The organism is Streptomyces nanhaiensis (genome assembly GCF_046614825.1).
In the GTDB taxonomy this organism is placed as follows: domain Bacteria; phylum Actinomycetota; class Actinomycetes; order Streptomycetales; family Streptomycetaceae; genus Streptomyces; species Streptomyces radiopugnans.
Genome location: NZ_JBKJFM010000077.1, coordinates 1 through 20,722 on the forward strand (window position 1 = coordinate 1; position 20,722 = coordinate 20,722).

24 protein-coding genes, 1 tRNA gene and 2 pseudogenes are annotated in these 20,722 nt (G+C 72.6%); 16 read left to right on the forward strand and 11 right to left on the reverse strand.

The window, feature by feature from the left end:
• Positions 1-1,260 (forward strand): annotated as a pseudogene (locus tag ACLIYP_RS17620) (hypothetical protein); the annotation flags it as partial.
• A 56-nt stretch (positions 1,261-1,316) separates the two neighbouring features.
• On the opposite strand, the gene ACLIYP_RS17625 reads toward ACLIYP_RS17620, so the two are convergent.
• A complete protein-coding gene (locus ACLIYP_RS17625; protein ID WP_412714091.1) occupies positions 1,317-2,030 on the reverse strand; it encodes a hypothetical protein in 714 nt (237 codons plus the stop codon).
• Positions 2,031-2,077: 47 nt separating this feature from the next.
• Here ACLIYP_RS17625 and ACLIYP_RS17630 point away from each other — a divergent pair, with 47 nt between their 5' ends.
• Positions 2,078-2,266 carry a DUF5703 family protein gene (locus ACLIYP_RS17630; protein WP_093662929.1) on the forward strand — a complete coding sequence of 63 codons (189 nt, stop codon included), beginning with the start codon at positions 2,078-2,080 and terminating at the stop codon, positions 2,264-2,266.
• An 88-nt stretch (positions 2,267-2,354) separates the two neighbouring features.
• On the opposite strand, the gene ACLIYP_RS17635 is transcribed toward ACLIYP_RS17630, so the two are convergent.
• The 3 genes from ACLIYP_RS17635 to ACLIYP_RS17645 all read right to left on the reverse strand — a co-directional run bounded on the left by ACLIYP_RS17635 (position 2,355) and on the right by ACLIYP_RS17645 (position 5,142).
• Positions 2,355-3,218, reverse strand: coding sequence for a chaplin (locus ACLIYP_RS17635; RefSeq protein ID WP_412714092.1), 864 nt, complete (start codon positions 3,216-3,218; stop codon positions 2,355-2,357).
• Between the two features lie 168 nt (positions 3,219-3,386).
• Positions 3,387-3,620 carry a chaplin gene (locus ACLIYP_RS17640; protein ID WP_412714093.1) on the reverse strand — a complete coding sequence of 78 codons (234 nt, stop codon included), beginning with the start codon at positions 3,618-3,620 and terminating at the stop codon, positions 3,387-3,389.
• 151 nt (positions 3,621-3,771) lie between these two features.
• Positions 3,772-5,142 carry a M20/M25/M40 family metallo-hydrolase gene (locus ACLIYP_RS17645; RefSeq protein ID WP_412714094.1) on the reverse strand — a complete coding sequence of 457 codons (1,371 nt, stop codon included), beginning with the start codon at positions 5,140-5,142 and terminating at the stop codon, positions 3,772-3,774.
• A 106-nt stretch (positions 5,143-5,248) separates the two neighbouring features.
• Here ACLIYP_RS17645 and ACLIYP_RS17650 point away from each other — a divergent pair.
• Positions 5,249-5,333 (forward strand) — tRNA-Leu (locus tag ACLIYP_RS17650).
• Between the two features lie 62 nt (positions 5,334-5,395).
• Here the strand turns inward: ACLIYP_RS17650 and ACLIYP_RS17655 are convergent.
• The gene (locus tag ACLIYP_RS17655; RefSeq protein WP_412714095.1) at positions 5,396-7,051 is read right to left on the reverse strand and encodes an FAD-binding dehydrogenase; all 1,656 of its coding nucleotides are present in this window, start codon (positions 7,049-7,051) and stop codon (positions 5,396-5,398) included.
• 94 nt (positions 7,052-7,145) lie between these two features.
• Between ACLIYP_RS17655 and ACLIYP_RS17660 the strand changes: the two genes are divergently transcribed.
• The 7 genes from ACLIYP_RS17660 (at position 7,146) to ACLIYP_RS17690 (ending at position 12,950) form a co-directional block, all read left to right on the forward strand.
• A complete protein-coding gene (locus ACLIYP_RS17660; RefSeq protein WP_412714096.1) occupies positions 7,146-7,694 on the forward strand; it encodes an NUDIX domain-containing protein in 549 nt (182 codons plus the stop codon).
• A 10-nt stretch (positions 7,695-7,704) separates the two neighbouring features.
• Positions 7,705-8,115, forward strand: coding sequence for a YidH family protein (locus tag ACLIYP_RS17665; RefSeq protein ID WP_412714097.1), 411 nt, complete (start codon positions 7,705-7,707; stop codon positions 8,113-8,115).
• Positions 8,112-8,483: a DUF202 domain-containing protein gene (locus ACLIYP_RS17670; protein ID WP_412714098.1), complete on the forward strand. Its 372-nt coding sequence runs from the start codon at positions 8,112-8,114 to the stop codon at positions 8,481-8,483. The genes ACLIYP_RS17665 and ACLIYP_RS17670 overlap by 4 nt, the downstream gene beginning before the upstream one ends.
• A gap of 17 nt (positions 8,484-8,500) precedes the next feature.
• On the forward strand, positions 8,501-8,974 hold the full coding sequence (locus ACLIYP_RS17675; protein ID WP_412714117.1) for a gluconokinase: 474 nt from the start codon (positions 8,501-8,503) through the stop codon (positions 8,972-8,974).
• A 153-nt stretch (positions 8,975-9,127) separates the two neighbouring features.
• Positions 9,128-10,150, forward strand: coding sequence for a phosphotransferase family protein (locus ACLIYP_RS17680; RefSeq protein WP_412714099.1), 1,023 nt, complete (start codon positions 9,128-9,130; stop codon positions 10,148-10,150).
• A gap of 6 nt (positions 10,151-10,156) precedes the next feature.
• Entirely contained in the window at positions 10,157-11,383 is a 1,227-nt protein-coding gene (locus ACLIYP_RS17685) for an acyl-CoA dehydrogenase family protein (RefSeq protein ID WP_412714100.1), read from the forward strand.
• A 76-nt stretch (positions 11,384-11,459) separates the two neighbouring features.
• A complete protein-coding gene (locus tag ACLIYP_RS17690; protein WP_412714101.1) occupies positions 11,460-12,950 on the forward strand; it encodes an ATP-binding protein in 1,491 nt (496 codons plus the stop codon).
• A gap of 73 nt (positions 12,951-13,023) precedes the next feature.
• Here ACLIYP_RS17690 and ACLIYP_RS17695 read toward each other — a convergent pair whose 3' ends face one another.
• The gene (locus ACLIYP_RS17695; protein WP_412714118.1) at positions 13,024-13,815 is read right to left on the reverse strand and encodes a nucleotidyltransferase domain-containing protein; all 792 of its coding nucleotides are present in this window, start codon (positions 13,813-13,815) and stop codon (positions 13,024-13,026) included.
• Between the two features lie 141 nt (positions 13,816-13,956).
• Between ACLIYP_RS17695 and ACLIYP_RS17700 the strand changes: the two genes are divergently transcribed.
• Complete coding sequence (locus ACLIYP_RS17700) at positions 13,957-14,358, forward strand: hypothetical protein (RefSeq protein ID WP_412714102.1); 402 nt, start codon at positions 13,957-13,959, stop codon at positions 14,356-14,358.
• Positions 14,359-14,444: 86 nt separating this feature from the next.
• On the forward strand, positions 14,445-15,215 hold the full coding sequence (locus ACLIYP_RS17705; protein ID WP_412714103.1) for a DUF6928 family protein: 771 nt from the start codon (positions 14,445-14,447) through the stop codon (positions 15,213-15,215).
• Positions 15,216-15,234: 19 nt separating this feature from the next.
• Here the strand turns inward: ACLIYP_RS17705 and ACLIYP_RS17710 are convergent, their stop codons facing one another.
• From ACLIYP_RS17710 to ACLIYP_RS17730, 5 genes are all read right to left on the reverse strand, one after another.
• Entirely contained in the window at positions 15,235-15,501 is a 267-nt protein-coding gene (locus ACLIYP_RS17710) for a hypothetical protein (RefSeq protein ID WP_412714104.1), read from the reverse strand.
• Between the two features lie 70 nt (positions 15,502-15,571).
• A complete protein-coding gene (locus tag ACLIYP_RS17715; protein WP_412714105.1) occupies positions 15,572-15,862 on the reverse strand; it encodes a hypothetical protein in 291 nt (96 codons plus the stop codon).
• Entirely contained in the window at positions 15,859-16,173 is a 315-nt protein-coding gene (locus ACLIYP_RS17720; RefSeq protein WP_412714106.1) for a hypothetical protein, read from the reverse strand. The genes ACLIYP_RS17715 and ACLIYP_RS17720 overlap by 4 nt, the downstream gene beginning before the upstream one ends.
• Positions 16,174-16,280: 107 nt before the next feature.
• Positions 16,281-16,913 (reverse strand): hypothetical protein, encoded by a 633-nt coding sequence (locus ACLIYP_RS17725; protein WP_412714107.1) that lies wholly within the window; start codon positions 16,911-16,913, stop codon positions 16,281-16,283.
• Positions 16,889-17,278 carry a hypothetical protein gene (locus tag ACLIYP_RS17730; RefSeq protein ID WP_412714108.1) on the reverse strand — a complete coding sequence of 130 codons (390 nt, stop codon included), beginning with the start codon at positions 17,276-17,278 and terminating at the stop codon, positions 16,889-16,891. The genes ACLIYP_RS17725 and ACLIYP_RS17730 overlap by 25 nt, the downstream gene beginning before the upstream one ends.
• Before the next feature lie 330 nt (positions 17,279-17,608).
• On the opposite strand from ACLIYP_RS17730, the gene ACLIYP_RS17735 reads away from it, so the two are divergent.
• From ACLIYP_RS17735 to ACLIYP_RS17750, 4 genes and pseudogenes are all read left to right on the forward strand, one after another.
• Positions 17,609-18,769, forward strand: coding sequence for a helix-turn-helix domain-containing protein (locus tag ACLIYP_RS17735; protein ID WP_412714109.1), 1,161 nt, complete (start codon positions 17,609-17,611; stop codon positions 18,767-18,769).
• Between the two features lie 21 nt (positions 18,770-18,790).
• Positions 18,791-19,366 (forward strand): HD domain-containing protein, encoded by a 576-nt coding sequence (locus ACLIYP_RS17740; protein WP_206348209.1) that lies wholly within the window; start codon positions 18,791-18,793, stop codon positions 19,364-19,366.
• A gap of 24 nt (positions 19,367-19,390) precedes the next feature.
• Positions 19,391-19,867, forward strand: a complete 477-nt coding sequence (locus ACLIYP_RS17745) for a hypothetical protein (RefSeq protein ID WP_412714110.1) — start codon at positions 19,391-19,393, stop codon at positions 19,865-19,867.
• Positions 19,868-19,909: 42 nt separating this feature from the next.
• Positions 19,910-20,435, forward strand: a pseudogene (locus ACLIYP_RS17750) (GNAT family N-acetyltransferase); the annotation flags it as partial.
• Positions 20,436-20,722: the final 287 nt, after the last annotated feature.

Consider the following 20,722-nt stretch of genomic DNA (forward strand, 5'->3'; position numbering starts at 1 on the left):
CCCCTCCTGACGCGGCGTCTGGTGGCCGCGGTCGACTGGCTCGGCGGCCGTCCGGACACCGCCGGGGTGCCGATCGGGCTGTGCGGGGCCAGTACGGGCGCCGCCGCGGCGCTGGTGGCCGCGGCCAGGGCGCTGGGACTGCGGGCGTACGCCGCCGCGCACAGCGAGGACGGCAGGCGGCGGCTGGCGGAGCTGCTGGACGCCCGGGGCGGCGACGTGGACGGCACCGGCGCGGACGGCCCGGGCGACGATCAGGAAGGCGATCCGGACGGCGGCATGGGTCCGGCGGCCGTCACCGTCGACGGGTTGCTGGCAGGCAGGGAGGGCCCCGGGCGCGACGAGGAGGGCGCGTACGCGCTTGACCTGCTCGCCGTGCTGGATGCCCCCCAGCTCGACACCGAACGCGCCGCGATGCTGGTGGAGGCGCTGCCGGACGGTGCGCGGCTGGTCCTCAGCGGCGATCCGAACCTGCTCGGCGCGGCGGGCGCCGGCCAGGTGCTGGCCGATCTGCTCGCGGCGCGCGTCTGCCCGCAGGTGGTCTCCCGCACCCCGGATCCCGGGCCGGTCGGCGAGCTGGTCTCGGGCATCGGGATCGGCGAGCTGAACCGGGTGGAGGCGCCCGGCCGGGAGGTGGTGATCGTCCCGGTGCGCGACGCCGGGGAGGCGGTGCACCGCACCGTGCAGCTCGTCGCCGACTCGGTGCCGCGGGCGCTCGGGGTGCCCGCCGGGCTGACACAGGTGATCACCCCCGGCCACGGCGGCGCCGCGGGCACCCGGGTGCTCAACGCCGCGCTCAAGGAACGGCTCAACCCCGGCCCCGGCCGGTTCGGCGGCTTCGATCCGGGCGACCGGGTGGCCTACTCCCCCTCCCCCGGGCACACCGCGCCGGGCACGGTGGTGTCGGGGGACGAGGAGGGACTGCGGCTGGACTGCTCCGGCCGCGCCGTCACCGTCCCGCGCGGGCGGGTGGCGCGGACGGTGCGGCACGGCTGGGCGATCACCGCCCACCAGGCCGTCGGGACGCGCTGGCCGGCGGCCGTGGTGGTGCTTCCGGGCGACGCGGTCCCGGCCCTCGACCGCGCCTGGGTGTACACGGCGTTCGGCCGCGGCGAGCGGCATCTGTCCGTGGTGCACGGCGTGGACCAGGCGCTGCCGCGGGCGGTGGCGCTGATCCCGGCCCCGGAGCGCACGACGCGCCTGCGCGCGCTGCTGCGCGCGCAGGCGGCGACGGCGGCCCCGCCGCCGGAGGCCGGGGACTGACCTCTCCGCACCCTGCCGCCGGGCCACCGGCTCGCGGCCCGGCGGCAGGGTGCGGATCAGTGCGCGGCCCGCACCACCGGTCCGCCGCCCCCGTCACCGTCCTCGTCCTCGTAGAGGTCCTCCTCGTCGAAGACGGCGCTGACGTCGAAGCGGCAGACGACCTGCTCGGGGTCGGCTCCCTCGAAGGGCGAGCCCAGCCACTCCCCCGGCTCGGCGGGCTCGTCGCCCGCGATCACCCAGAGCGTGGAGTCGCCCTCCTCCAGGCCGAACTCCTCGTGCCGGGTGGCGATCTCGTCGGGTTCGTACTCGCCGAACAGCACGCTGAGCGCGGCGTGCACGCCGCTCCCGGCGAAGGGGCCCTCCAGCGCCTCCTCGTCCGCGTCCGCCGAGTCCGGGTCGAGCGCGGTGACGCGCTGCGCCTGGGCCATCAGCCGCTGCGGCTCCACCACCGTGTAGTCGCGGCGGATGAGGACGCCGATGGTGCTGGGCTCCTCCGGCCCGGCGTAGGCGGGCATGCTGTCGCCGCCCGGGATCTCGAAGGGTGTGACCTCGTCGTAGACGTCGTACAACAGCTCGTCGTACGCCTCGCCCGCCGCGGCGAGTTCGTCGAAGGCGGCGTGGACGGCGGCCTCGGCCCGGGCGGCCCCGGCGCCCGAGCCCCCCTCGGCAGACCGTCGTTCGACGGCTTCGAGGTGACGGTCCAGCGCGGTCTTCAACGCTTCGGCGGCGGCTCGTACCTCGGCAGCACCGGGCTGCGCAGCATCAGACATAGTGCAGACGCTATCCGTACCGGGGCCCCGCACGCACAATAGATGTGATGCCGGAATACGAATTTCGTGATGTGTACGTCCCGCGCGGGGTCTCCCGCAAGGCCGCCACACGTCTGCTGACCGAACACGCCGAGTACGGACACTGGGAACTGGACCGCCTCAGGCTCAACTCCGACGGCAGCCGCCAGGTGCGGCTGCGGCGGCGGATCATCCGCCAGTTGCGCGCCACCTGGTGACGCGGAAGGCGGAAGGAGCGGACCCCGCCCCCTGCAGGGGCGGAGCCCGCTCCTCGTCGTGCTCCCGGCCGCGACTCCCGGCCGCCGGTCAGCCCCGCATGGCGCGGGCACGCCGGTAGAGCAGGGCTCCGCCGAGCAGCACCCCGGCGCCGACCGGGGCGATCGTGCCCAGCCCGCTGCTGCCGGTCTCGGCCAGCTCGCTGCCCATGACCCGGGGAGCGGGCTTCTCGGGGGCCTCGGCACGGGGCTCGTCCCTCTTCTCCGGCTGCTTGGGCTCCTCCGGCTTCGGCTTCTCCGGGTGCTTGGGCTCCTCCGGCTTCGGCTTCTCCGGGTGCTTGGGCTCCTCGGGTCCGGGCCTCTCCGGGGACGGCGCGCGGTCGCTCACGTTGGCGCACTCGTTGCCGGCGGCCGGGTTGAGCGCGCCCACCACGTTCACGGAGTTGCCGCAGACGTTCACCGGCGCGTGCACCGGGGCCTGGACGGTGTTGCCGGACAGCACGCCGGGCGAACCCGCGGCCACGCCCTCGGCCCTGGCCCCGCCGTTGCTGGCGTGCCTCCCGTCCTGCTTCTCGCCGTGCCCCTTGCCGTGCTCCCGGTGCTGCCCGCCGTGGTCCTCCTGGTGGCCGCCACCGCGGTGCCCGCCCTCGTGCCCGCCCCGGTGGTGCCCGCCGTCGCGGTCGCCCTGGTGGTGGCCGCCGTCGTGGTCGTCCACGTTGGCGCACTTGTTGCCGAAGGCCGGGTTGAGGCCGCCGCCGACGGTCGCGGTGTTGCCGCAGGCGTTCACCGGCGCGTGCACCGGGGCCTGGACGGTGTTGCCGGACAGCACGCCGGGCGAACCCGCGGCCACGCCCCGGGCCTCGGCGTCCGCATGGGCGGCGTGGCCGCCCGACATGGCCAGCACGCCGCCGGCCGCGGCGATGGTGATCAGGCCCTTCCTGGTGACCTGTCGCATGTGTACTTCCCCTTGCCCTCTGATGTGCGGGTGGCTTGCGATCTACGGTTGCGATCGCGGGCGGGGAGCACTCCTCGACTCCCCGCCCGCCGAAACAGCGGCCCCGGAGCGCATGGCGCGCACTCCGGGGCCGCCGTGCACCGGGCTCTCACGAGCCCGGGCGCGACGTCAGCTGTTGACGCAGAAGTTGCCGAAGGCGGGGTTCAGCAGCCCGATCACGCTGACCGTGTTGCCGCAGACGTTCACCGGGACGTGGATCGGCGCCTGGATGACGTTGCCGGAGACGACGCCGGGGGAGCCGATGGCAGCGCCCTGGGCACCGGAGTCGGCGGCGGCCATACCCGCGCCCGCGAGCACGAGACCACCGGTGGCAGCCGCGACGGCGACGACCTTCTTGATCATTCTTCCTCCTTGTTGGCAATGCGATCCCAGCCGCGGACCGCACTCCCTGTAACGACACCGGAGGAAGCGGGCTACGGCCCGGGGACGCATTCACCCGTCCTGGTCGCATGCGCACACACGGGCGATTACCGAGGGGGCGGGACCGGGCCGGTCAGCACTGGTCGAGGAAGCGGTCCAGCACCCGCACGCCGAACTTCAGCCCCTCCACCGGCACCCGCTCGTCCACCCCGTGGAACATCCCGGCGAAGTCCAGCTCCGGCGGCAGCTTCAGCGGGGCGAACCCGAAGCAGCGGATGCCCAGGTCGTCGAAGGACTTGGCGTCGGTGCCGCCGGAGAGCATGTACGGCACGGCCCGCGCGATCGGGTCCTCGGCCCTCAGCGCGGACTGCATGGCGTCCACCAGGGCGCCGTCGAAGCCGGTCTCCACCGCCTTGTCGGCGTGCACGTCCTCGCGCTTCACGCGCGGGCCGAGGATCCGGTCGAGGTCGGCCAGGAACTCCTCCTCGTAGCCGGGCAGGAAGCGCCCGTCGACGTGGGCGACGGCCTGGCCGGGGATGACGTTGACCTTGTAGCCGGCGCCCAGCATCGTCGGGGCGGCGGTGTTGCGCAGCGTCGCCCCGATCAGCTTGGCGATGCCGCCGAGCTTGGCCAGGGTCTCGTCCATGTCCTCCGGGTCCAGTTCCACGCCGAGGGCGTCGGAGAGCTCGTCGAGGAAGGAGCGCACCGTCTTGGTCACCCGGACCGGGAACCTGTGCCGTCCCAGCCGCCCGACCGCCTCGCACAGTTCGGTGATCGCGTTGTCGTCGTTGGTCATCGAGCCGTGCCCGGCGGTGCCGTCCACGGTGAGCCGCATCCAGTGCATGCCCTTCTCGGCGGTCTCCACCAGGTACAGCCGCAGCTTCTCGTTGACGGTGAAGGAGAACCCGCCGACCTCGCCGATCGCCTCGGTCACCCCCTCGAACAGCTCCGGGTGCCGTTTCACCAGGTGCTTCGCCCCCCAGGTGCCGCCCGCCTCCTCGTCGGCGAGGAAGGCCAGCACGATGTCGCGCGGGGGCCTGCGGCCGCTGCGCAGCCGGTCGCGCACGACCGCCAGCGTCATCGCGTCCATGTCCTTCATGTCGACCGCTCCGCGGCCCCACACGCAGCCGTCGGCGATCTCGCCGGAGAACGGGTGGTGGGTCCAGTCCTCGGCGTTGGCCGGGACGACGTCGGTGTGCCCGTGGATGAGGAGCGCGGGCCGGGAGGGGTCCTCGCCCTCGATCCGGGCGACGGTCGACGCCCGGCCCGGGTGCGACTCGAAGATCCGCGGCTCCAGTCCCACCTCCGCGAGCTTCTCCGCCACGTACTCGGCGGCGGCCCGTTCGCCCGGTCCCGAGTGGTCGCCGTAGTTGCTGGTGTCGATCCGGATGAGATCGCGGCACAGGTCGACGACCTCGTCCTCGCCCCTGACCGCATCCGTCGCGGTGGTGGTCGCGTTCGGCTCGCTCACACTGCCTCCTCGTGTTGCGGGGTCCGCGCCCATCCTCCCGCCTCCGGGGCCGCGGGCACAGGAGCCTGGGTGATCGCCCGGCTCCGCTCCAGTGCTATGGTTTACACGTCGCCACGACCACGGTCGGCGGCACGCACCTGTCCGGGTGGCGGAATGGCAGACGCGCTAGCTTGAGGTGCTAGTGCCCTTTATCGGGCGTGGGGGTTCAAGTCCCCCTCCGGACACGGAAGAGGCGAAGGCCCCCGCGGAGATCCGCGGGGGCCTTCGCCGTCCGGGCCGTGCCGCCTCAGCCCACCGCCTTCGCCGCCGCGCGGCCCGCGGTGCGGCCCGAGAAGAGGCAGCCGCCCAGGAAGGTGCCCTCCAGGGAGCGGTAGCCGTGCATGCCCCCGCCGCCGAAGCCGGCGGCCTCGCCCACCGCGTAGAGGCCGGGCAGCGCCTCGCCGCCGGTGGTGAGGACGCGGGAGGACAGGTCGGTCTCCAGGCCGCCGAGGGTCTTGCGGGTGAGGATGTTCAGGCGCACGGCGATCAGCGGGCCCGCCTGCGGGTCCAGCAGGCGGTGGGGCGGGGCGACGCGGATCAGCTTGTCGCCGAGGTAGGTGCGGGCGCCGCGGATCGCGGTGATCTGGAGGTCCTTGGTGAAGGTGTTGGCGATCTCGCGGTCGCGGGCGGTGATCTCGCGGCGCAGGGCGGCCTCGTCGATCAGGTCGTCGCCGGTGAGCGCGTTCATGCCGCGCACCAGGGCGGAAAGGTCGCGCTCGACGACGAAGTCGGCGCCCTTGTCCATGAAGGCGCGCACCGGGCCGGGCGCCCCGGAGCGGGCGCGGCCGAGGACCTGGCGGACGCTGCGGCCGGTGAGGTCGGGGTTCTGCTCGGAGCCGGAGAGCGCGAACTCCTTCTCGATGATCTTCCGCGTGAGGACGAACCAGGTGTACTCGTACCCCGTGCCCATGATGTGCTCGAGGGTGCCGAGCGTGTCGAAGCCGGGGAAGAGCGGCACCGGCAGCCGCCTGCCGGTGGCGTCCAGCCACAGGGAGGAGGGGCCGGGCAGGATGCGGATGCCGTGCCGCGCCCAGATCGGGTCCCAGTTCTCGATGCCCTCGGTGTAGTGCCACATCCGGTCGCGGTTGACGATCCGGCCGCCGGCCTCCTCGGCGATGCCGAGCATCGCCCCGTCGACGTGGGCGGGCACTCCGCAGAGCATCCTCTTCGGCGGGGTGCCCAGGCGCTCCGGCCAGTTGGCGCGGACGAGGTCGTGGTTGCCGCCGATGCCTCCGGAGGCGACGATCACGGCCTGGGCGCGCAGTTCGAAGACGCCGGTCGCCTCCCGGCCGCTGGCCGTGCCGCGCGCGGCGGTACTGGGGGCGAGCACCTCGCCGGTGACGGTGTCCACCGCTCCGGCGCTGCGGGCCAGCCCCGTGACGCGGTGGCGGAAGCGCAGGTCCACCAGACCCCGTTCGGCGCCCTGGCGCACCCGCCGCTCGAAGGGTTCGACCAGGCCCGGCCCCGTGCCCCAGGTGATGTGGAAGCGCGGCACCGAGTTGCCGTGGCCGCCTGCGTCGTAGCCTCCCCGCTCGGCCCAGCCGACGACGGGGAACAGCCGTACGCCCTGGGCGCGCAGCCAGGCGCGTTTCTCCCCGGCGGCGAAGTCGACGTACGCCTCGGCCCAGCGGCGCGGCCAGGCGTCCTCCTCGCGGTCGAAGCCGGCCGTGCCGAGCCAGTCCTGCCAGGCCAGTTCGCGGCTGTCGCGCACGCGCATGCGGCGCTGCTCGGGGGAGTCGACGAGGAACAGCCCGCCGAAGGACCAGTGCGCCTGGCCGCCCAGGGAGCCTGAAGGCTCCTGGTCGAGCAGGATCACCTTCCGCCCGGCGTCGGCCAGTTCGGCGGTGGCCGCGAGCCCGGCCAGGCCCGCCCCGATCACGATCACATCGGCGTCGTACGCCATCGGCCCATCCGTTCCTCGGTCCGTCCCGCTGGTGACCGGAGAGTAACCCCGCGCCCGGTCCCGCGACACCCCTGCGGGCTGCTTTGATGATCGGATGACGAGTAAGGAGACGGCGGGCAGGTCCGCGGACGAACTGCTGGACATCGTGGACGAGTACGACCGCGTGATCGGCCGGGCCAGGCGCGGTACGGCCACCGCCCGGCGGATGCGGCACCGGAGCGTGTCGGTGCAGGTGCGGGACGCCGAGGGCCGGATCTTCGTGCACCGCCGCACCCCGGGGAAGCTGGTCTTCCCCTCGATGTACGACGTGGTGGTCGGGGGCGTGGTCGGCGCGGGCGAGAGCTACGACGAGGCGGCGCTGCGCGAGGCCGAGGAGGAGCTCGGGGTGAGCGGGCTGCCGCACCCGGAGCACCGGCTGACCTTCCTGTACGAGTCGCCGGAGCACACCTGGTTCCTGGCCGTCTACGAGGTGCGGTGCGAGCTGGAGGTGCGCCCTCAGCCCGAGGAGGTCGCCTGGTGGGACTTCCTGCCGGAGGACGAGGTGGAGCGGCGGCTGGAGGAGTGGGACGTGGTGCCCGACGGGCTGGAGTGCCACCGGCGGCTGAAGGAGTGGCACCGGGAGCGGGGCGGGGGTCCCGCGTAGTGTCGGGAGCATGATCGAACGGCTCTGGTACGGGCTCCGGGACTCGCTGCGGCTGTGGCTGGCGCCGGAGCGGATGCGGGCCGAGGGCACCACCCCCGACTACCGCTTCTCGCTGGCCAACGAGCGGACCTTCCTGGCGTGGGTCCGCACCGCGCTGGCGCTGGTGGCGGGTGGCCTGGCGGCGGACCAGTTCCTGACGGGGATGCGCGCCGCGCCGCGGACGGCGATCGCCGTGGTGCTGCTGGCGGGCGGCGCACTGTGCGCGGTGCGGGCGGTCAACCACTGGCTGCGCACCGAGCGGGCCATGCGGCGCGGGGAGGACCTGCCGCTGTCCCGCTTCCCCGTGCTGCTGGCACTGGGCACGGCGGTGACCGCGCTGGCGGTGGTCGCCGGGGTGGTGCTCGGGGAGCTGGGCCGGTGAGAGCGGACCGCCGGCCGCGCGGGGGCGGGGCGGCCGGGGGCGGGGTGCGCGGTGACGAGGGGACCGTACGCGACCCGGCCGCGCAGCCGGAGCGCACCCGGATGGCCTGGCGGCGCACCACCCTGGCCTTCGCGGCCGTGGTGGCGCTGCTGGCCCGCGGGACGGTGCACGACGGCGGGCCGCCGCGGCAGTACGCCCTGGCCGCGCTGGGGGCCCTGGTGTGGCTGGTGTTCCTGGCTCTGGCCCACCGCCGCATCGGCGCCCTGGATGTGCCCCGGCCGGGCCCGCTGGGTACGCGCACGGCGTACGCGGCGGCCGTCTGTACGCTGGCCGTGCCGATCTCGGGAATGGTGGTGTGGCTGTGGTGAGTCCGCTCGTCGTGGTGATGGGTGTGTCCGGGTCAGGGAAGACGACGGTGGGCACGGCCCTGGCGGAGCGGCTGGGGGTGCCGTACGCGGAGGCCGACGACTTCCACCCCCCGGAGAACGTGGCGAAGATGGCCTCGGGCGTCCCGCTGACGGACGAGGACCGGGTCCCCTGGCTGGACGCGATAGCCGCCTGGCTCAAGGCCCAGGACGGGGAGGGCGGCGTGGTCACCTGCTCCGCCCTCAAGCGCGCCTACCGCGACCGGCTGCGCCGGGCCGCGCCGGAGGTGTTCTTCCTCCACCTCGACGGCTCGCCCGAGCTGATCGGCGAGCGGCTGTCGGGCCGCACCGGTCACTTCATGCCGTCCGCGCTGCTGCGGTCCCAGTTCGAGACGCTGGAGGCGCTGGACGCGGACGAGGCGGGCGCGGCCGTCCCCATCGACGGGACGCCGCAGGAGGTCACGGAGCTGGCCGTCGCCGCCGTCCCCCGCTGACCCGGTCCCCGTACCGCCCGTACCGCCCCCGGCGCCGCCTCGCGCGCGGCGCCGGGGCGCCCTTTTCGCCACCCCTCTCTGGACTCCATACCGACTGGTCGGCATCATGGCTCGGTACGTACGACCACCCTCTTCCCGCCGAGGAGCCTTCCGATGACCGAGCACCACCCACCGGGCCTCGATCCCGCGCGGCTGCGCGCGTACCTGGACGGCGAGCGCCCGGGGCTCGTCCGGGGGCCCCTGAGCGCGGAGCTGATCGAGGGCGGCCGCTCGAACCTGACCTACCGGGTGACCGACGGGGCCTCGCGCTGGGTGGTGCGGCGCCCGCCGCTGGGCCACGTCCTGGCCACCGCCCACGACATGGCGCGCGAGCACCGGGTGATCAGCGCCCTGGGCCCCACCGGCGTGCCCGTGCCCGGCGCGGTGCTGCTGTGCGAGGACGACTCCGTACTCGGCGCGCCCTTCTACGTGATGGAGTACGTGGAGGGCACGCCGTACCGCACCGCCGGGCAGCTCGCCCCGCTCGGCCCCGAACGCACCCGCGCGCTGGTCCTCGGCCTGGCCGACGCCCTGGTGAAGCTGCACTCGGTCGACCCGGCCTCCGCGGGCCTGGGCGACTTCGGACGGCCGGAAGGCTTCCTGGAGCGGCAACTGCGGCGCTGGGGTAAGCAGTTGGACGCCTCCCGCAGCCGCGAGCTGCCCGGCATCGACGAGTTGCACGCCTTGCTCGGCAGTCGGCTGCCCGTATCCCCCGCCCCCGCGATCGTCCACGGCGACTACCGGCTGGACAACGTGCTCGTCGGCGCGGACGACGAGATCGCCGCCATCCTCGACTGGGAGATGTCCACCCTCGGCGACCCGCTGACCGATCTGGGCCTGCTGGTGATGTACAGCAGTCAGCGGCCCGTCCCCGGCACCCCCATCGCCACCACCCGCGAGGCGCCCGGCCACCCGGACGCGCGGGAGCTGATCGAGCGGTACGCGGCCGGCTCGGGCCGCGACGTGTCGGACATCGCCTGGTACACGGCGTTCGCCTACTTCAAGCTCGCCGTGATCCTGGAGGGCATCCACTACCGCTACACCCTCGGGCAGACCGTCGGCGCGGGCTTCGACCGCATCGGCGCACTCGTCCCCCTCTTCGTCTCGGACGGCCTCACCACCCTTCAGGAGGGCTGATCAGCCATGGACTTCGGATTCGACGCACGCACCGAGGAGCTCCGCGAGAAGCTGCTGGCCTTCATGGACGAGCACGTCCACCCGGCGGAGGCGGTGGCCGACGAGCAGCGCGCGGCACTGGACTCGCCGTGGCGCACCCCACCGGTGGTGGCCGAGCTGAAGGCCGCGGCCCGCGAGCGGGGCCTGTGGAACCTCTTCCTGCCGGACGCCGAGCACGGGGCCGGGCTGACCAACCTCCAGTACGCGCCGCTGGCCGAGATCACCGGTCGCAGCCCGCAGCTCGCCCCGACCGCCACCAACTGCGCCGCGCCGGACACCGGCAACATGGAGGTGCTGGCCCAGTTCGGCAACGCCGAGCAGCGCGAGCGGTGGCTGAAGCCGCTGCTGGCCGGCGAGATCCGCTCGGCCTTCGCCATGACCGAGCCGGAGGTCGCCTCCTCGGACGCCACCAACATCGAGACGCGCATCCGGCGCGAGGGCGACGAGTACGTCATCACCGGCCGCAAGTGGTACATCTCCGGGGCGATGAACCCCGACTGCGCGGTCTTCATCGTGATGGGCAAGACCGACCCGGACGGCGACGACATCCGCCGCCAGCAGTCGATGGTGCTGGTGCCGCGCGACACCCCGGGCGTCGAGGTGCGCCGCGCGATGACGGTCTACGGCTACGAGGACCACTGGCACGGCGGCCACGCCGAGGTCTTCTTCCACGACGTGCGCGTGCCCGTGGCCAACCTGATCGGTGAGGAGGGCGGCGGCTTCGCCATCGCCCAGGCCCGCCTGGGCCCGGGCCGCATCCACCACTGCATGCGGCTGATCGGCATGGCCGAGCGGGCGATCGAGCTGATGTGCCGCCGGGCCGGCACCCGTACCGCCTTCGGCAGGCCGCTGGCCGCGCAGGGTGTCGTCCAGCAGTGGATCGCCGACGCGCGGGTGTCGGTGGAGCAGCTCCGGCTGCTGGTGCTCAAGACGGCCTGGCTGATGGACACCGTCGGCAACCGGGGCGCGCACACCGAGATCCAGGCCATCAAGATCGCGGTGCCGCGCACGGTGGTGGGCATCCTGGACCGCGCGGTGCAGCTGCACGGCGCGGGCGGCGTCAGCCAGGACTTCCCGCTGGCCGAGCTGTGGGCGGGCGCCCGCACCCTCCAGCTCGCCGACGGCCCGGACGAGGTCCACCAGCGCTCGCTGGCCCGCCGCGAGCTGAAGCGCTTCGCGCCTGCTCAGCCCTGAGGCCCCGCGCCCACGGGGCGCGCGAAGGTGTTAGGACTACACTCCTTAGGAGTGCAGTCCTAACACCTGGAGCAAGATGCCGCGCCCGAATCTCCCCGCGAAACCGTCCCACGTCTTCGGGAGGGGCGCCGAATGGGCCGGCCTCGCGGCCTTCGCGGCCCGGCCGCTGCCGCACGCCATGCTCGGAGTCGTCAGCGGCCGGCGGCGCATGGGCAAGACCTATCTGCTGCGCGCTCTCGTGGAGCAGCGGGGCGGTTTCTACTTCGGTGCCACGACCGCGACCGCCGCGGAGTCGCTGCGCCAGTTCGGCTCCGCCATCGCCGAGTACACCGGCTCCCCGGCCCCGTTCTCCTTCGCCACCTGGGACGACGCGATCTCCTACCTGTTCGGGCTGGCCCTGCCCGAGCGCGGCGAGGGACCGGTGCTCGTGGTGATCGACGAGTTCCCCTACCTGGTGAAGACGGCTCCGGAGCTCCCCTCCCTGATCCAGCGGGAGATCGACCGCTTCCAGGTGCGGGAGAGCCGGATGCGGCTGCTGCTGTGCGGCTCGGCGATGTCCGTCATGGGCGGGCTGCTGGCGAGCACCGCTCCCCTGCGCGGCCGGGCCCAACTGGAGCTGGTCGTGAGGCCCTTCGGATACCGGGAGGCGGCGGACTTCTGGGGTGTGGCGGACGAGCCCGCCCTCGCGGCCCGGCTCCACGCCCTCCTCGGCGGCACGCCCGCGTACCGGCGGCAGTTCCTGGCGGACGACGTTCCCGGCAGCCTGGAGGAGTTCGACGACTGGCTCTGCCGTACCGTCCTCTCCCCCCTCAGCCCGCTCTTCCGGGAGGCCCGGTACCTGCTGGCCGAGGAGGCGGACATCCGCGACACCGCGCTCTACCACTCGGTCCTCGCCGCGGTGGCCCAGGGCAACACCTCCCGGGGAGCGATCGCGGGCTACATCGGCCGCAAGTCGGTGGACATCTCCCACCCCCTCCACGTCCTGGAGGACAGCCATCTGCTGGTCCGCGAGGCGGACGTCTTCCGGGCCGGGAAGTCGTACTACCGCATCAGCGAGCCGCTGATCACCTTCTACGAGGCCGTGATGCGCCCCTCCTGGGCTCGGCTGGAGAGCGGCCAGGCGGCACAGGTGTGGGAGCGGTCGGCCGAGCGCTTCGCCTCCCAGGTGGCCGGACCGCACTTCGAGGCGGTGTGCCGCGAGTACGTGCTCGGCCCGGGGCAGGCCCTGCTCGACTCCTTCCCAGGGCAGGTGGGCAGCGGCGTCGTCACCGACCCGGCGGCGCGCGGGCAGATCGAGATCGGCGTGGCCGCCGTCGAGCCGGGATCGGGAGCGGGCAGACCGTCCGTGGCCCTGCTCGGCGAGGCCAAGTGGGGCACGGTCATGGGCATGAGGCACCTGGAGAGGCTCAGGCGGGCCCGGGAGATCCTCACCGGGCGGGGCACGGCGGACACCGATGGGTGCCGGCTGGCCTGCTTCAGCGGCGCGGGCTTCAGCGACGCCCTGCGCGCCGAGGCGGCGCGCGACGGCGACGTACTGCTCGTCGGCCTGGACGACCTCTACGCCTGAGCGGCGCGGCGGTCCGCCGGGACTTGGGCGGACGGCCTGCGGCACGCGGGCCCCGCGTCCAAGGCACGGGCTGTCACCCGGTGCGGTTCCGCAGCGCGGCGACGGTCTCCCCGGCCAGTGCCCGCGCCGCGGCCACCGTCGCCGCCAGCGACTCCGGGGTCTCGCCGGGCGCCCCCAGCAGGCGGCGGACTCGCGGGCCGAAGCCGGCCGGCGCGGCCGGCAGCGCCTCGGCGACGGCCAGCGCGCCCTTCTCGTTGAGGCACCAGCGCCGGTCCTCGGCGAACACCGCCTGCACCAGCACACCGACCGCCCGGGACAGGCAGAGCGAGACGTAGAGCGTGTCCGCCCCTGCCGCGCCCTTCGCCGCGGCGCCGACCAGGAACTCCGCCTCCCAGGCTGCCGCGGTCAGCGCCTCCCGCAGCGGCTCGGGGTAGACCGCGGTCCTGCGCCGGAGGTCCGCCAACTCGCCGGACGGGTCGGCCAGTACCCGGCCGAGCGCCACCTCGCCCGCGTAGCACGGCGACCAGAATCCGAGCGGGTGCCCCGCCTGTACGCCCACTTCGTACCGGCCCTCGCGGCAGTCCGCCCACACCCGCTCGACCCGGTCCAGGTCCCGCAGGATCCAGTCCACCGCCACGCCGTCGACCCGCAGCCACGCGCCGCCGTTCACCCAGGGCCCCCAGCCGCCCGGGCCGGCCACCTCCACACCGGGACCGGCCAGCGCGCGCAGTGCGGCGAGATCGAGATCGCCCCGGTAGTAGACGCCGAGGTCCCAGTCCGATCCGGGCCGGTGCTCACCGCGTGCCCGGCTGCCGCCGAGCATCACCCCGACCACGCCCGGCACCTCGGCCAGGCGGCCCGCCATGTCCTCGATGATCGCCCGCACGGAACGAGTCTGACAGCCGGCGACGTGCCGGGCCGGCGGATGACGCTCCTCACGTGGCCGGTGTCTCCTGCCCGGCTCCGTCTTGACCTCAACCTCGCTTGAGGTACGAGACTCAAGCGCATGGACACCACGAGCAGCGGCACCATCCTCTTCCGCAACACCATGCGCATCACCGACGGCCACCTCGACGGCTTCCGGAGCGCCATCGCGCAGGCGGTGGCATTCGCTCAGGAGCACGGCCCCCAACTCATGGTGGAGGTCTTCATCGACGAGGAGCGGATGCTGGCGCACAGCTTCCAGCTCTACCGCGACTCCGAAGCCATCCGCACCCACTGGCGGCTGTCGGACCCGTACATCCGCGAGGTGATGGAGCACTGCACCGTGGAGCGCTTCGAGGTGTTCGGCGAACCGGACCACGACATCGTCGCCGCCCTCAAGACCCCCGGCGGCGAGTCCTTCCCCTTCACCGTCTCGCCCCGCCTCGCCGGCTTCAACCGCCTTGAGGAGTCTGAGCTGGAGTGATTCCCCGCCTCCTTCCGAGGTCGGCCCTGATGTCGGTGCGGGCGGCTACCGTGCGACGACGAACGGGGACGATCTCGGGAGGGGTTTTGGGAGCGAAAACGGGGCTGCTCGTATACGCCGACGGGGACGTGCCGGACCTCCTGCGGCAGGCAGGAGCGGCGGATCCGGCACGGACCTCCGCCCTGCTGCGTCGCCTGTATCCGGGCCGGGAGATCGAGGAAGGCACGGGCTCAAGCCTGCGGAACGGCGTGTACCCGCCGGACGGGACGGTGTACGCGGCCTGCCGGCCGGGCCTGGAGATCGTCTGCGACCGGGAGGTGATGGTCGACTTTCCGTCGCAGCTTCCGGAGCACCTTGTTGCGGCGAGCGCCGGCCGACGGCTCGTCCTGCACGCCATGCACAGTGTGGTCGACTGGTTCGCGTTCGCCGTGTGGGAGGACGGGCGCCTCGTCCGCTCCCTGAGCCTGTCACCGGACGACGGGATCATCGAGAACATCGGCGAACCGCTCCCCTTCGAGCTGCCCTACTGGGCCGGGAACCGTCCCGCCGACGTCATCCCCTGGCCTGACGAGGAGGAAGAAGAGGAGGAGGAGCCGTACCCGTTGCCCTTCCACCCTCTGGAACTCGGCGAAGACGCACTGCGCGCGCTGTTCGGGTTCGTCCTGGAAGGACGTCCCGAACGCGACGACATCGACGCGGGAGCCGTCGAACTCCATGGTTTCCGCGTCCGGGACGCGGGCGGAACCGGTCCCGCCGAACGAGAAGCGGAACTGAGGCAGGCCATGGAGGCCGTGGGCCCACCGCGCTTCTACACCCTGGGGCCCGACGGCTCACTGACCCGACGCGACAGCCTGTAGCCCGCCCCGGCACCTCGGCTCACGGCTCGCCTTCCCCCGCCCCGGGGTGACCCGAAACCCTCGTTTCCGTCAACCACCGCTTCCGGGCGCTGTGCCGCATCCACGAACTGAGAAGCACCACAGTGAATCCTGGCACGAATGCCGCCCACGGATACGGGACGACCTTCATGACATTCACCGCTCCCAGTGCGACGACGATCAGGATCGATACCCTGAGCGGGTTGGTGAGGATGTGACGCAGCCCGTATCTGACCGGAGGATCGGACGGCAGGGGTTCGCGTGCCACGGTGATGTCCTGGTCGGGCTCCGTGTTGCGATCGTAATCTCCGGCGCACGACCTTGTCGTTGGGGAGTTGTCACCACCCGGCCGGCTTGTCGGCCCGGCGTTGGCGGTCGTACTCGATGGTGTAGGCGACCGTTTCGGCGCAGTGGATGACCAGCTGGAGGCGGTCGAGGACATCGCGGCGGGCCGCCTCGATCAAGTCTCGGTGGGTCGGCGTCGGTTCGGTGCTGGTGTGGGGTGTCCAGAAGCCGCGGTGGCTGTGTTCGGTGACGATGTCCTGGCAGGCGCGGACCACGGCGTTCAGGGCGGTGGTGATCTCGTAGCGGTACAACTGCTCGGTCTGGACAACACGGTCGAAGGTCACGGGTAGGGCCTCGGGATCGGTCGGGCGGTGAGCAGGTAGCGGACGGCATCGTCGAAGACCGTGTGGGTGTAGTGCGTGCCGGAGGCGAGGACGGCCAGGGCGTGTTCGTGGGCCTGGTCGTCGTGGAGCCAGGCCAGGACGGGCCGGGCTGCTGGTGGGTCGAGCTGGTCGCCGATGTGGCGGGCCCGTTGCCGTAGCCAGCGCAGGGCCAGGCGGGGTGAGCCGACCGTGTGGATGCCGAGGGGGAAGGTGCGGCCGTCGTCGGGGGTGGAGGCGATGGCCTCGCACTGGTAAAGACGGGAGACGGGCACAAGGGGGCGGAGTCCGGGGTCCGCCTGAACATCTCGCGGTGGTCGGCGTACGTCCTGGTGGCAGAACGGCTCGGATACGTGCGTCTCGCGGAAGGACCGTGGCCGGTTCACAGGGGCCGCCCGGTGTGGAGGTCGACCAGGGTGCAGCCGGTGAGGGTGCGGGCGGCCTGGGCGGCAAGTGTCCAGCGGATCTCAGGCTGTTCGTACAGGACGATGGCCTGCCGGTCGGGTACGAGGCGGCCGTTGTGGAGGCGGTAGGTCCGGCCGTGGACACCGTCGAGTACGGAGTCACGGACGCGGACCGCCACCGCTCCGGTGCCGCGCAGGTGAGGGCAGAGCCCGGCGGCCTTCGGGGCGCAGGGCAGGCAGACGGGCGGGTGGACGGTGACCAGGCCCTCCGGCCAGCCGGCCCAGTCGGCGCGGTCGTCCTCCAGCAGCCACAGCACCCCGTGCTCGTCGCGGGCGGCCGGAGACCCGCAGATCTGGCACAGCAGCCGGACCATCGCCCGGCGCTGCCGCTGGGGATGGACGCGGGAGTAGCGCGGCCTGCCCCGGCCCGGGTGCAGGGCGCGGCGCACCCACAGCGCGCCGTCGGTATCGCGGTCGTGGGGCGTCTCGTCGGGGTAGGCGATGCCTCGCGCGGTGGCGATCACCGCAGGGGTGAGGCGCTGTTCGCCGCTCCAGGCGGTGATGTACGGCACCGTGTCCGGTCGGTTCAGGGGTTGTGCGTTGACGGCCACCGCACCTCCCCTGCCTGCGCGGCGGCGGTGCACGGCCGCCTGCCGTTGACCGCCGCCAGGTGCACGAACCTCACCGGGTGGGCCCGCCAGGTCAGCCGGTGCCCGTTCCGGTAAACGGTCAGCGCGCAGGGGCGGCCCCGGCGCAGCCGGACGTAGTCCTGGAGCGAGCCGGGCCCGTGCACCCAGTGGTCCAGCACGTACCCGGCCTGCAACGGCCCCAGCGACGACGCCACCGCCCGCGCCCCGACCCGCAGCCAGCGGATCGCCGCCTCCGGTGACGCGGCGGCGTACGCGTCGCGTCGCCCCTCCGCGCCCGGTTCGCTCTCGGCGGCGGTGACCGCCTCGCACCACACACCCGACTCCACAAGAGCGTCGGAGAGTTGGGAGAAGCCAGTGGCTCCGGGCCTGTCCCCGAACCCGCACTGCAAAGGGGGAAGCCTGGCGGCGAGGAGTGAGGTTGAGGCCAGTGGGTCGTTGGCTGGCGATCCGGCTCGGTGCTCTTCGTTCACTTGGGCGCTCCTGACAGCACTACCGGAAACCGCACCAGCCTCGCCGCGTATTCGAATCGTCGCTCTGAGCAACTAAGCTGACCGAAACTTCCGGTGGAGATTTGAGTCGCGTTGAACTTACGGTGACGAAACGGGCGAAAAAACTGACGCAGAGTACGAGTAGTCCGCGAGCGAGACAGTCGGAGCGTGTTCATGGCCACTGGCCGATCGCATGCCTTCTCAGCAAAGCTGACCGCTGGTCAGCGTTCGAAGCGGCCCACCGCCCGTGGCAACGTGGCGGGACACATGCTGAAGATCATCAGGGAGCGGATCCCCCTCACCCAACGGACGCTGGCCGAGGAACTCGGAGCGGACCTGACCACGATCCAGGGTTGGGAATCGGGACGGCGTCCTCTCACCGCAGTGGCCTTCACACAACTGCTTGACCTACGCCGACTCCTGCTCCGCCGAGGCGCTGACCCTGTTCTTCTGCCGTTGCTCGACCTGGCTGTCGAGGCCGACTCAGTGATCACTGCCACGCTGGCCGCCAAAGCGACCGACGACGACTGGCTTCGCCATCCGTTGTCCGGATGGGTGTTCAACAGGAACGCCACACACATGATCATCTGGGCACTCGACGGCTCCACACCGACCGCCCTGCCGCAGCCACCGGCATCCACGCCCCGGCGCAGGGGCCCTGCCCCTGCGTCCCCGCTGCTCCCCGAACCGGAGCGCCGCGCTTTCTTCACCGCTCTTCGCAGAGCGGCCGAGATCGCCGATCGAGCCGGCGATAAGGGGACACTGCTCCGCCGTCAGGCGCTCTACCTTTGCAGCTACGACACGAGCCCGGACACCCATGCGTGGCTCGCGGACATGAGAAGCCGACAACCGATGAAGGCGCACCAACTCACCTGGACACCGGCATGGTCGGACGTGCGTTCCACCGCCACGTCGCTGACCCGGTACGGCGATGTCGAGACTCTGCGCGCTTTCATCGCTCGTGGTATGAGCGATGACGCGGGCGAGGCGGCCAACCTCAATTACTGGGCCCACTGGCTCGGGCTGGACACGTTGCCGCGCCCCGACGACACCTTCATGACCCGGCGGTCCCCAAGTTCTTGGGATCCGGTCGCCTTGATGCGGAGCATCGCGGACCGCCTCGATCCGAAGCTCGGGGCGATCGACCTGAACGTCCACTCCGTGTGGGCGCTGGCCGGGTCGAAACCGGGTGTCCTCTCGGCCGACCGGTCCCTGCACGCGAATCTGTCCGCGCGTGTCGCCACGCTCCTGGAACGCGGCACGGTATCCCGGCAGGCCCGTCGTGAACTGGAGGCACTGCATTACGGTCTGAGGCTGAGCAGCCAGTGATCTGCCTGAGAGGAATGTCGCATGACTGACGAGCAGGGCGCCAAGGGGACCGTCGGCTATCTGATGGAGATGGGCGCCCTCAAGCGCGGCAAGCGAAGCGGTTGGTGGATCGTCGGGGTCAAGGATCCCGAGACAATCGCCGAGCACTCGTTCCGTACGGCCGTCATAGGGGCTGTGCTGGCCATGATGGAGGGCGCCGACCCTGCCAAGGTCGCCCTGTTGTGCACTTTCCACGACACTCAGGAAACCCGGGTGGGCGACATTCCGTGGATCGGTCGGCGCTACCTCCGGGCGGCCTCGAACGAGGAGGTCACCGCCGACCAGGTCGCGGACGCGCACCCCGCCGTGGCAGAGGGCATCAGGGCCGTGGTCCACGAGTACGAGAACGGTGAATCGCTGGAGGTGCTCGTCGCGCGTGACGCCGACAAACTGGAATGCGTGATTCAGGGGCTGGAGTACCTGGAACAGGGCTATTCCAACGCCCGGGAGTGGGTGGACACCACCCGGGCGAAGCTGAAGACGCCCTCCGCGCAGGCACTCGCCGAGGCGGCGGAAGGAATGTCCATCACCGAGTGGCAGCGCACCTACCTGCGTTGAAGCCGCACCCTGCGGAGGAGACCCATGCGCGTGGGAATCACCGGGCACCGCGGACTGCCCGAGCCTGTCGCCGAGCGGGTACGGACCATGCTGGAGGCGGAGGTGCGGCAGTACCCGCCGGGTGAGCTGGTGGGGGTGTCGTGCCTGGCGGACGGGCCGGACGTATGGTTCGCCGAGTATGTGCTCGACCATGGCGGGCGCGTCGAGGCCGTCCTGCCCGCCGAGCGGTACCGCGACGACCTGCCCCAGTGGCACCACCCGGCGTATGACGGCCTGCTGGGGAGCGCGGCCGAGGTGCACCGCACCGGGCTGGTCGAGTCCGGCTCCCACGCCCACCAGGCGGGCAGCGAGATCCTCGTCGGCCTGGTGGACCGGCTGCTCGCCGTCTGGGACGGGAAACCGGCGCGCGGCTACGGAGGCACGGCGGACGTGGTGGCCTACGCCCGCCGCACCGGCGTCCCCGTCCGAGTGCTGTGGCCCGAGGGCGCCTCCCGGGACTGACGGCATTGCCGCCCCACCCGGTCCGGCGGAAGAATCCGTGGAATGCGTGATCGACTGTGGTTACCGGCCGGGCTGTGCCTGCGTCCGTGGGCGCTGTCCGATGTCCCCGTCGTGCTGAAGGCGTTCGCGGAGCCGATGATGGGGCGGCAGGCCGACGCACCCGTCACCACGACGGCGGAGGCCGAGCAGTGGGTCCGGCGGCGGCGGGACCAGTGGCGCCGTGGAGTGGCCTACGGCTTCGCCGTCGCCGACGGCGGCGACACGGCTCTGGGCGGTGTCGCGGTCGGCGGCGTCAACACGCAGCACGGCACCGGTTGGGTCTCCTACTGGACCACCGCCGCCGCCCGTGGCAGGGGCGGTGGCGACCCACGGCTGCCGGGCGCTGGCCGACTGGTGCTTCACCGACCTGGGCCTGTTCCGCCTGGAGTTGGGGCACCGCACCGACAATCCGGCCTCCTGCCGCGTGGCCCGCGCGGCGGGGTTCGCACCCGAGGGCCTGCAACGGCAGAAGCTCGCCTACGACGGCGTCCGCCACGACGTCGAGTTGCACGCACGGCTGGCGACGGACCCCCGTCCGGAGCAGCAGGAGCACGAGGCGCGCATCAGCCGCCATTTCGAGCGCGCGTGTGAGTGGGGCGCTGTCGAGGAAGCCGAGCGCCTGCATGAGGCGGAGAAGCGCAACCGGTGATCCACTTCTCGACACCCCTGGCCTCGTTCGGCTGCTGAGCGACCCCAAACTGCAGTCGGTCCGGCACGGCGCGATCGACGCCGGACGCACTTCGACCGCGGATGCCGATCAGTCCGGCTCGAGATGCCCACGGGAAATGGCGGCGAGCCGTGACCGTGCGCACGGCC

What these genes read in the sequence shown, in the direction of transcription:
- ACLIYP_RS17625 (WP_412714091.1), bottom strand. Translation starts at nt 2,030, where the DNA reads ATGTCTGATGCTGCGCAGCCCGGTGCTGCCGAGGTACGAGCCGCCGCC.
- ACLIYP_RS17630 (WP_093662929.1), top strand. Translation starts at nt 2,078, where the DNA reads ATGCCGGAATACGAATTTCGTGATGTGTACGTCCCGCGCGGGGTCTCC.
- ACLIYP_RS17635 (WP_412714092.1), bottom strand. Translation starts at nt 3,218, where the DNA reads ATGCGACAGGTCACCAGGAAGGGCCTGATCACCATCGCCGCGGCCGGC.
- ACLIYP_RS17640 (WP_412714093.1), bottom strand. Translation starts at nt 3,620, where the DNA reads ATGATCAAGAAGGTCGTCGCCGTCGCGGCTGCCACCGGTGGTCTCGTG.
- ACLIYP_RS17645 (WP_412714094.1), bottom strand. Translation starts at nt 5,142, where the DNA reads ATGGGCGCGGACCCCGCAACACGAGGAGGCAGTGTGAGCGAGCCGAAC.
- ACLIYP_RS17655 (WP_412714095.1), bottom strand. Translation starts at nt 7,051, where the DNA reads ATGGCGTACGACGCCGATGTGATCGTGATCGGGGCGGGCCTGGCCGGG.
- ACLIYP_RS17660 (WP_412714096.1), top strand. Translation starts at nt 7,146, where the DNA reads ATGACGAGTAAGGAGACGGCGGGCAGGTCCGCGGACGAACTGCTGGAC.
- ACLIYP_RS17665 (WP_412714097.1), top strand. Translation starts at nt 7,705, where the DNA reads ATGATCGAACGGCTCTGGTACGGGCTCCGGGACTCGCTGCGGCTGTGG.
- ACLIYP_RS17675 (WP_412714117.1), top strand. Translation starts at nt 8,501, where the DNA reads ATGGGTGTGTCCGGGTCAGGGAAGACGACGGTGGGCACGGCCCTGGCG.
- ACLIYP_RS17680 (WP_412714099.1), top strand. Translation starts at nt 9,128, where the DNA reads ATGACCGAGCACCACCCACCGGGCCTCGATCCCGCGCGGCTGCGCGCG.
- ACLIYP_RS17685 (WP_412714100.1), top strand. Translation starts at nt 10,157, where the DNA reads ATGGACTTCGGATTCGACGCACGCACCGAGGAGCTCCGCGAGAAGCTG.
- ACLIYP_RS17690 (WP_412714101.1), top strand. Translation starts at nt 11,460, where the DNA reads ATGCCGCGCCCGAATCTCCCCGCGAAACCGTCCCACGTCTTCGGGAGG.
- ACLIYP_RS17695 (WP_412714118.1), bottom strand. Translation starts at nt 13,815, where the DNA reads ATGGCGGGCCGCCTGGCCGAGGTGCCGGGCGTGGTCGGGGTGATGCTC.
- ACLIYP_RS17700 (WP_412714102.1), top strand. Translation starts at nt 13,957, where the DNA reads ATGGACACCACGAGCAGCGGCACCATCCTCTTCCGCAACACCATGCGC.
- ACLIYP_RS17740 (WP_206348209.1), top strand. Translation starts at nt 18,791, where the DNA reads ATGACTGACGAGCAGGGCGCCAAGGGGACCGTCGGCTATCTGATGGAG.
- ACLIYP_RS17745 (WP_412714110.1), top strand. Translation starts at nt 19,391, where the DNA reads ATGCGCGTGGGAATCACCGGGCACCGCGGACTGCCCGAGCCTGTCGCC.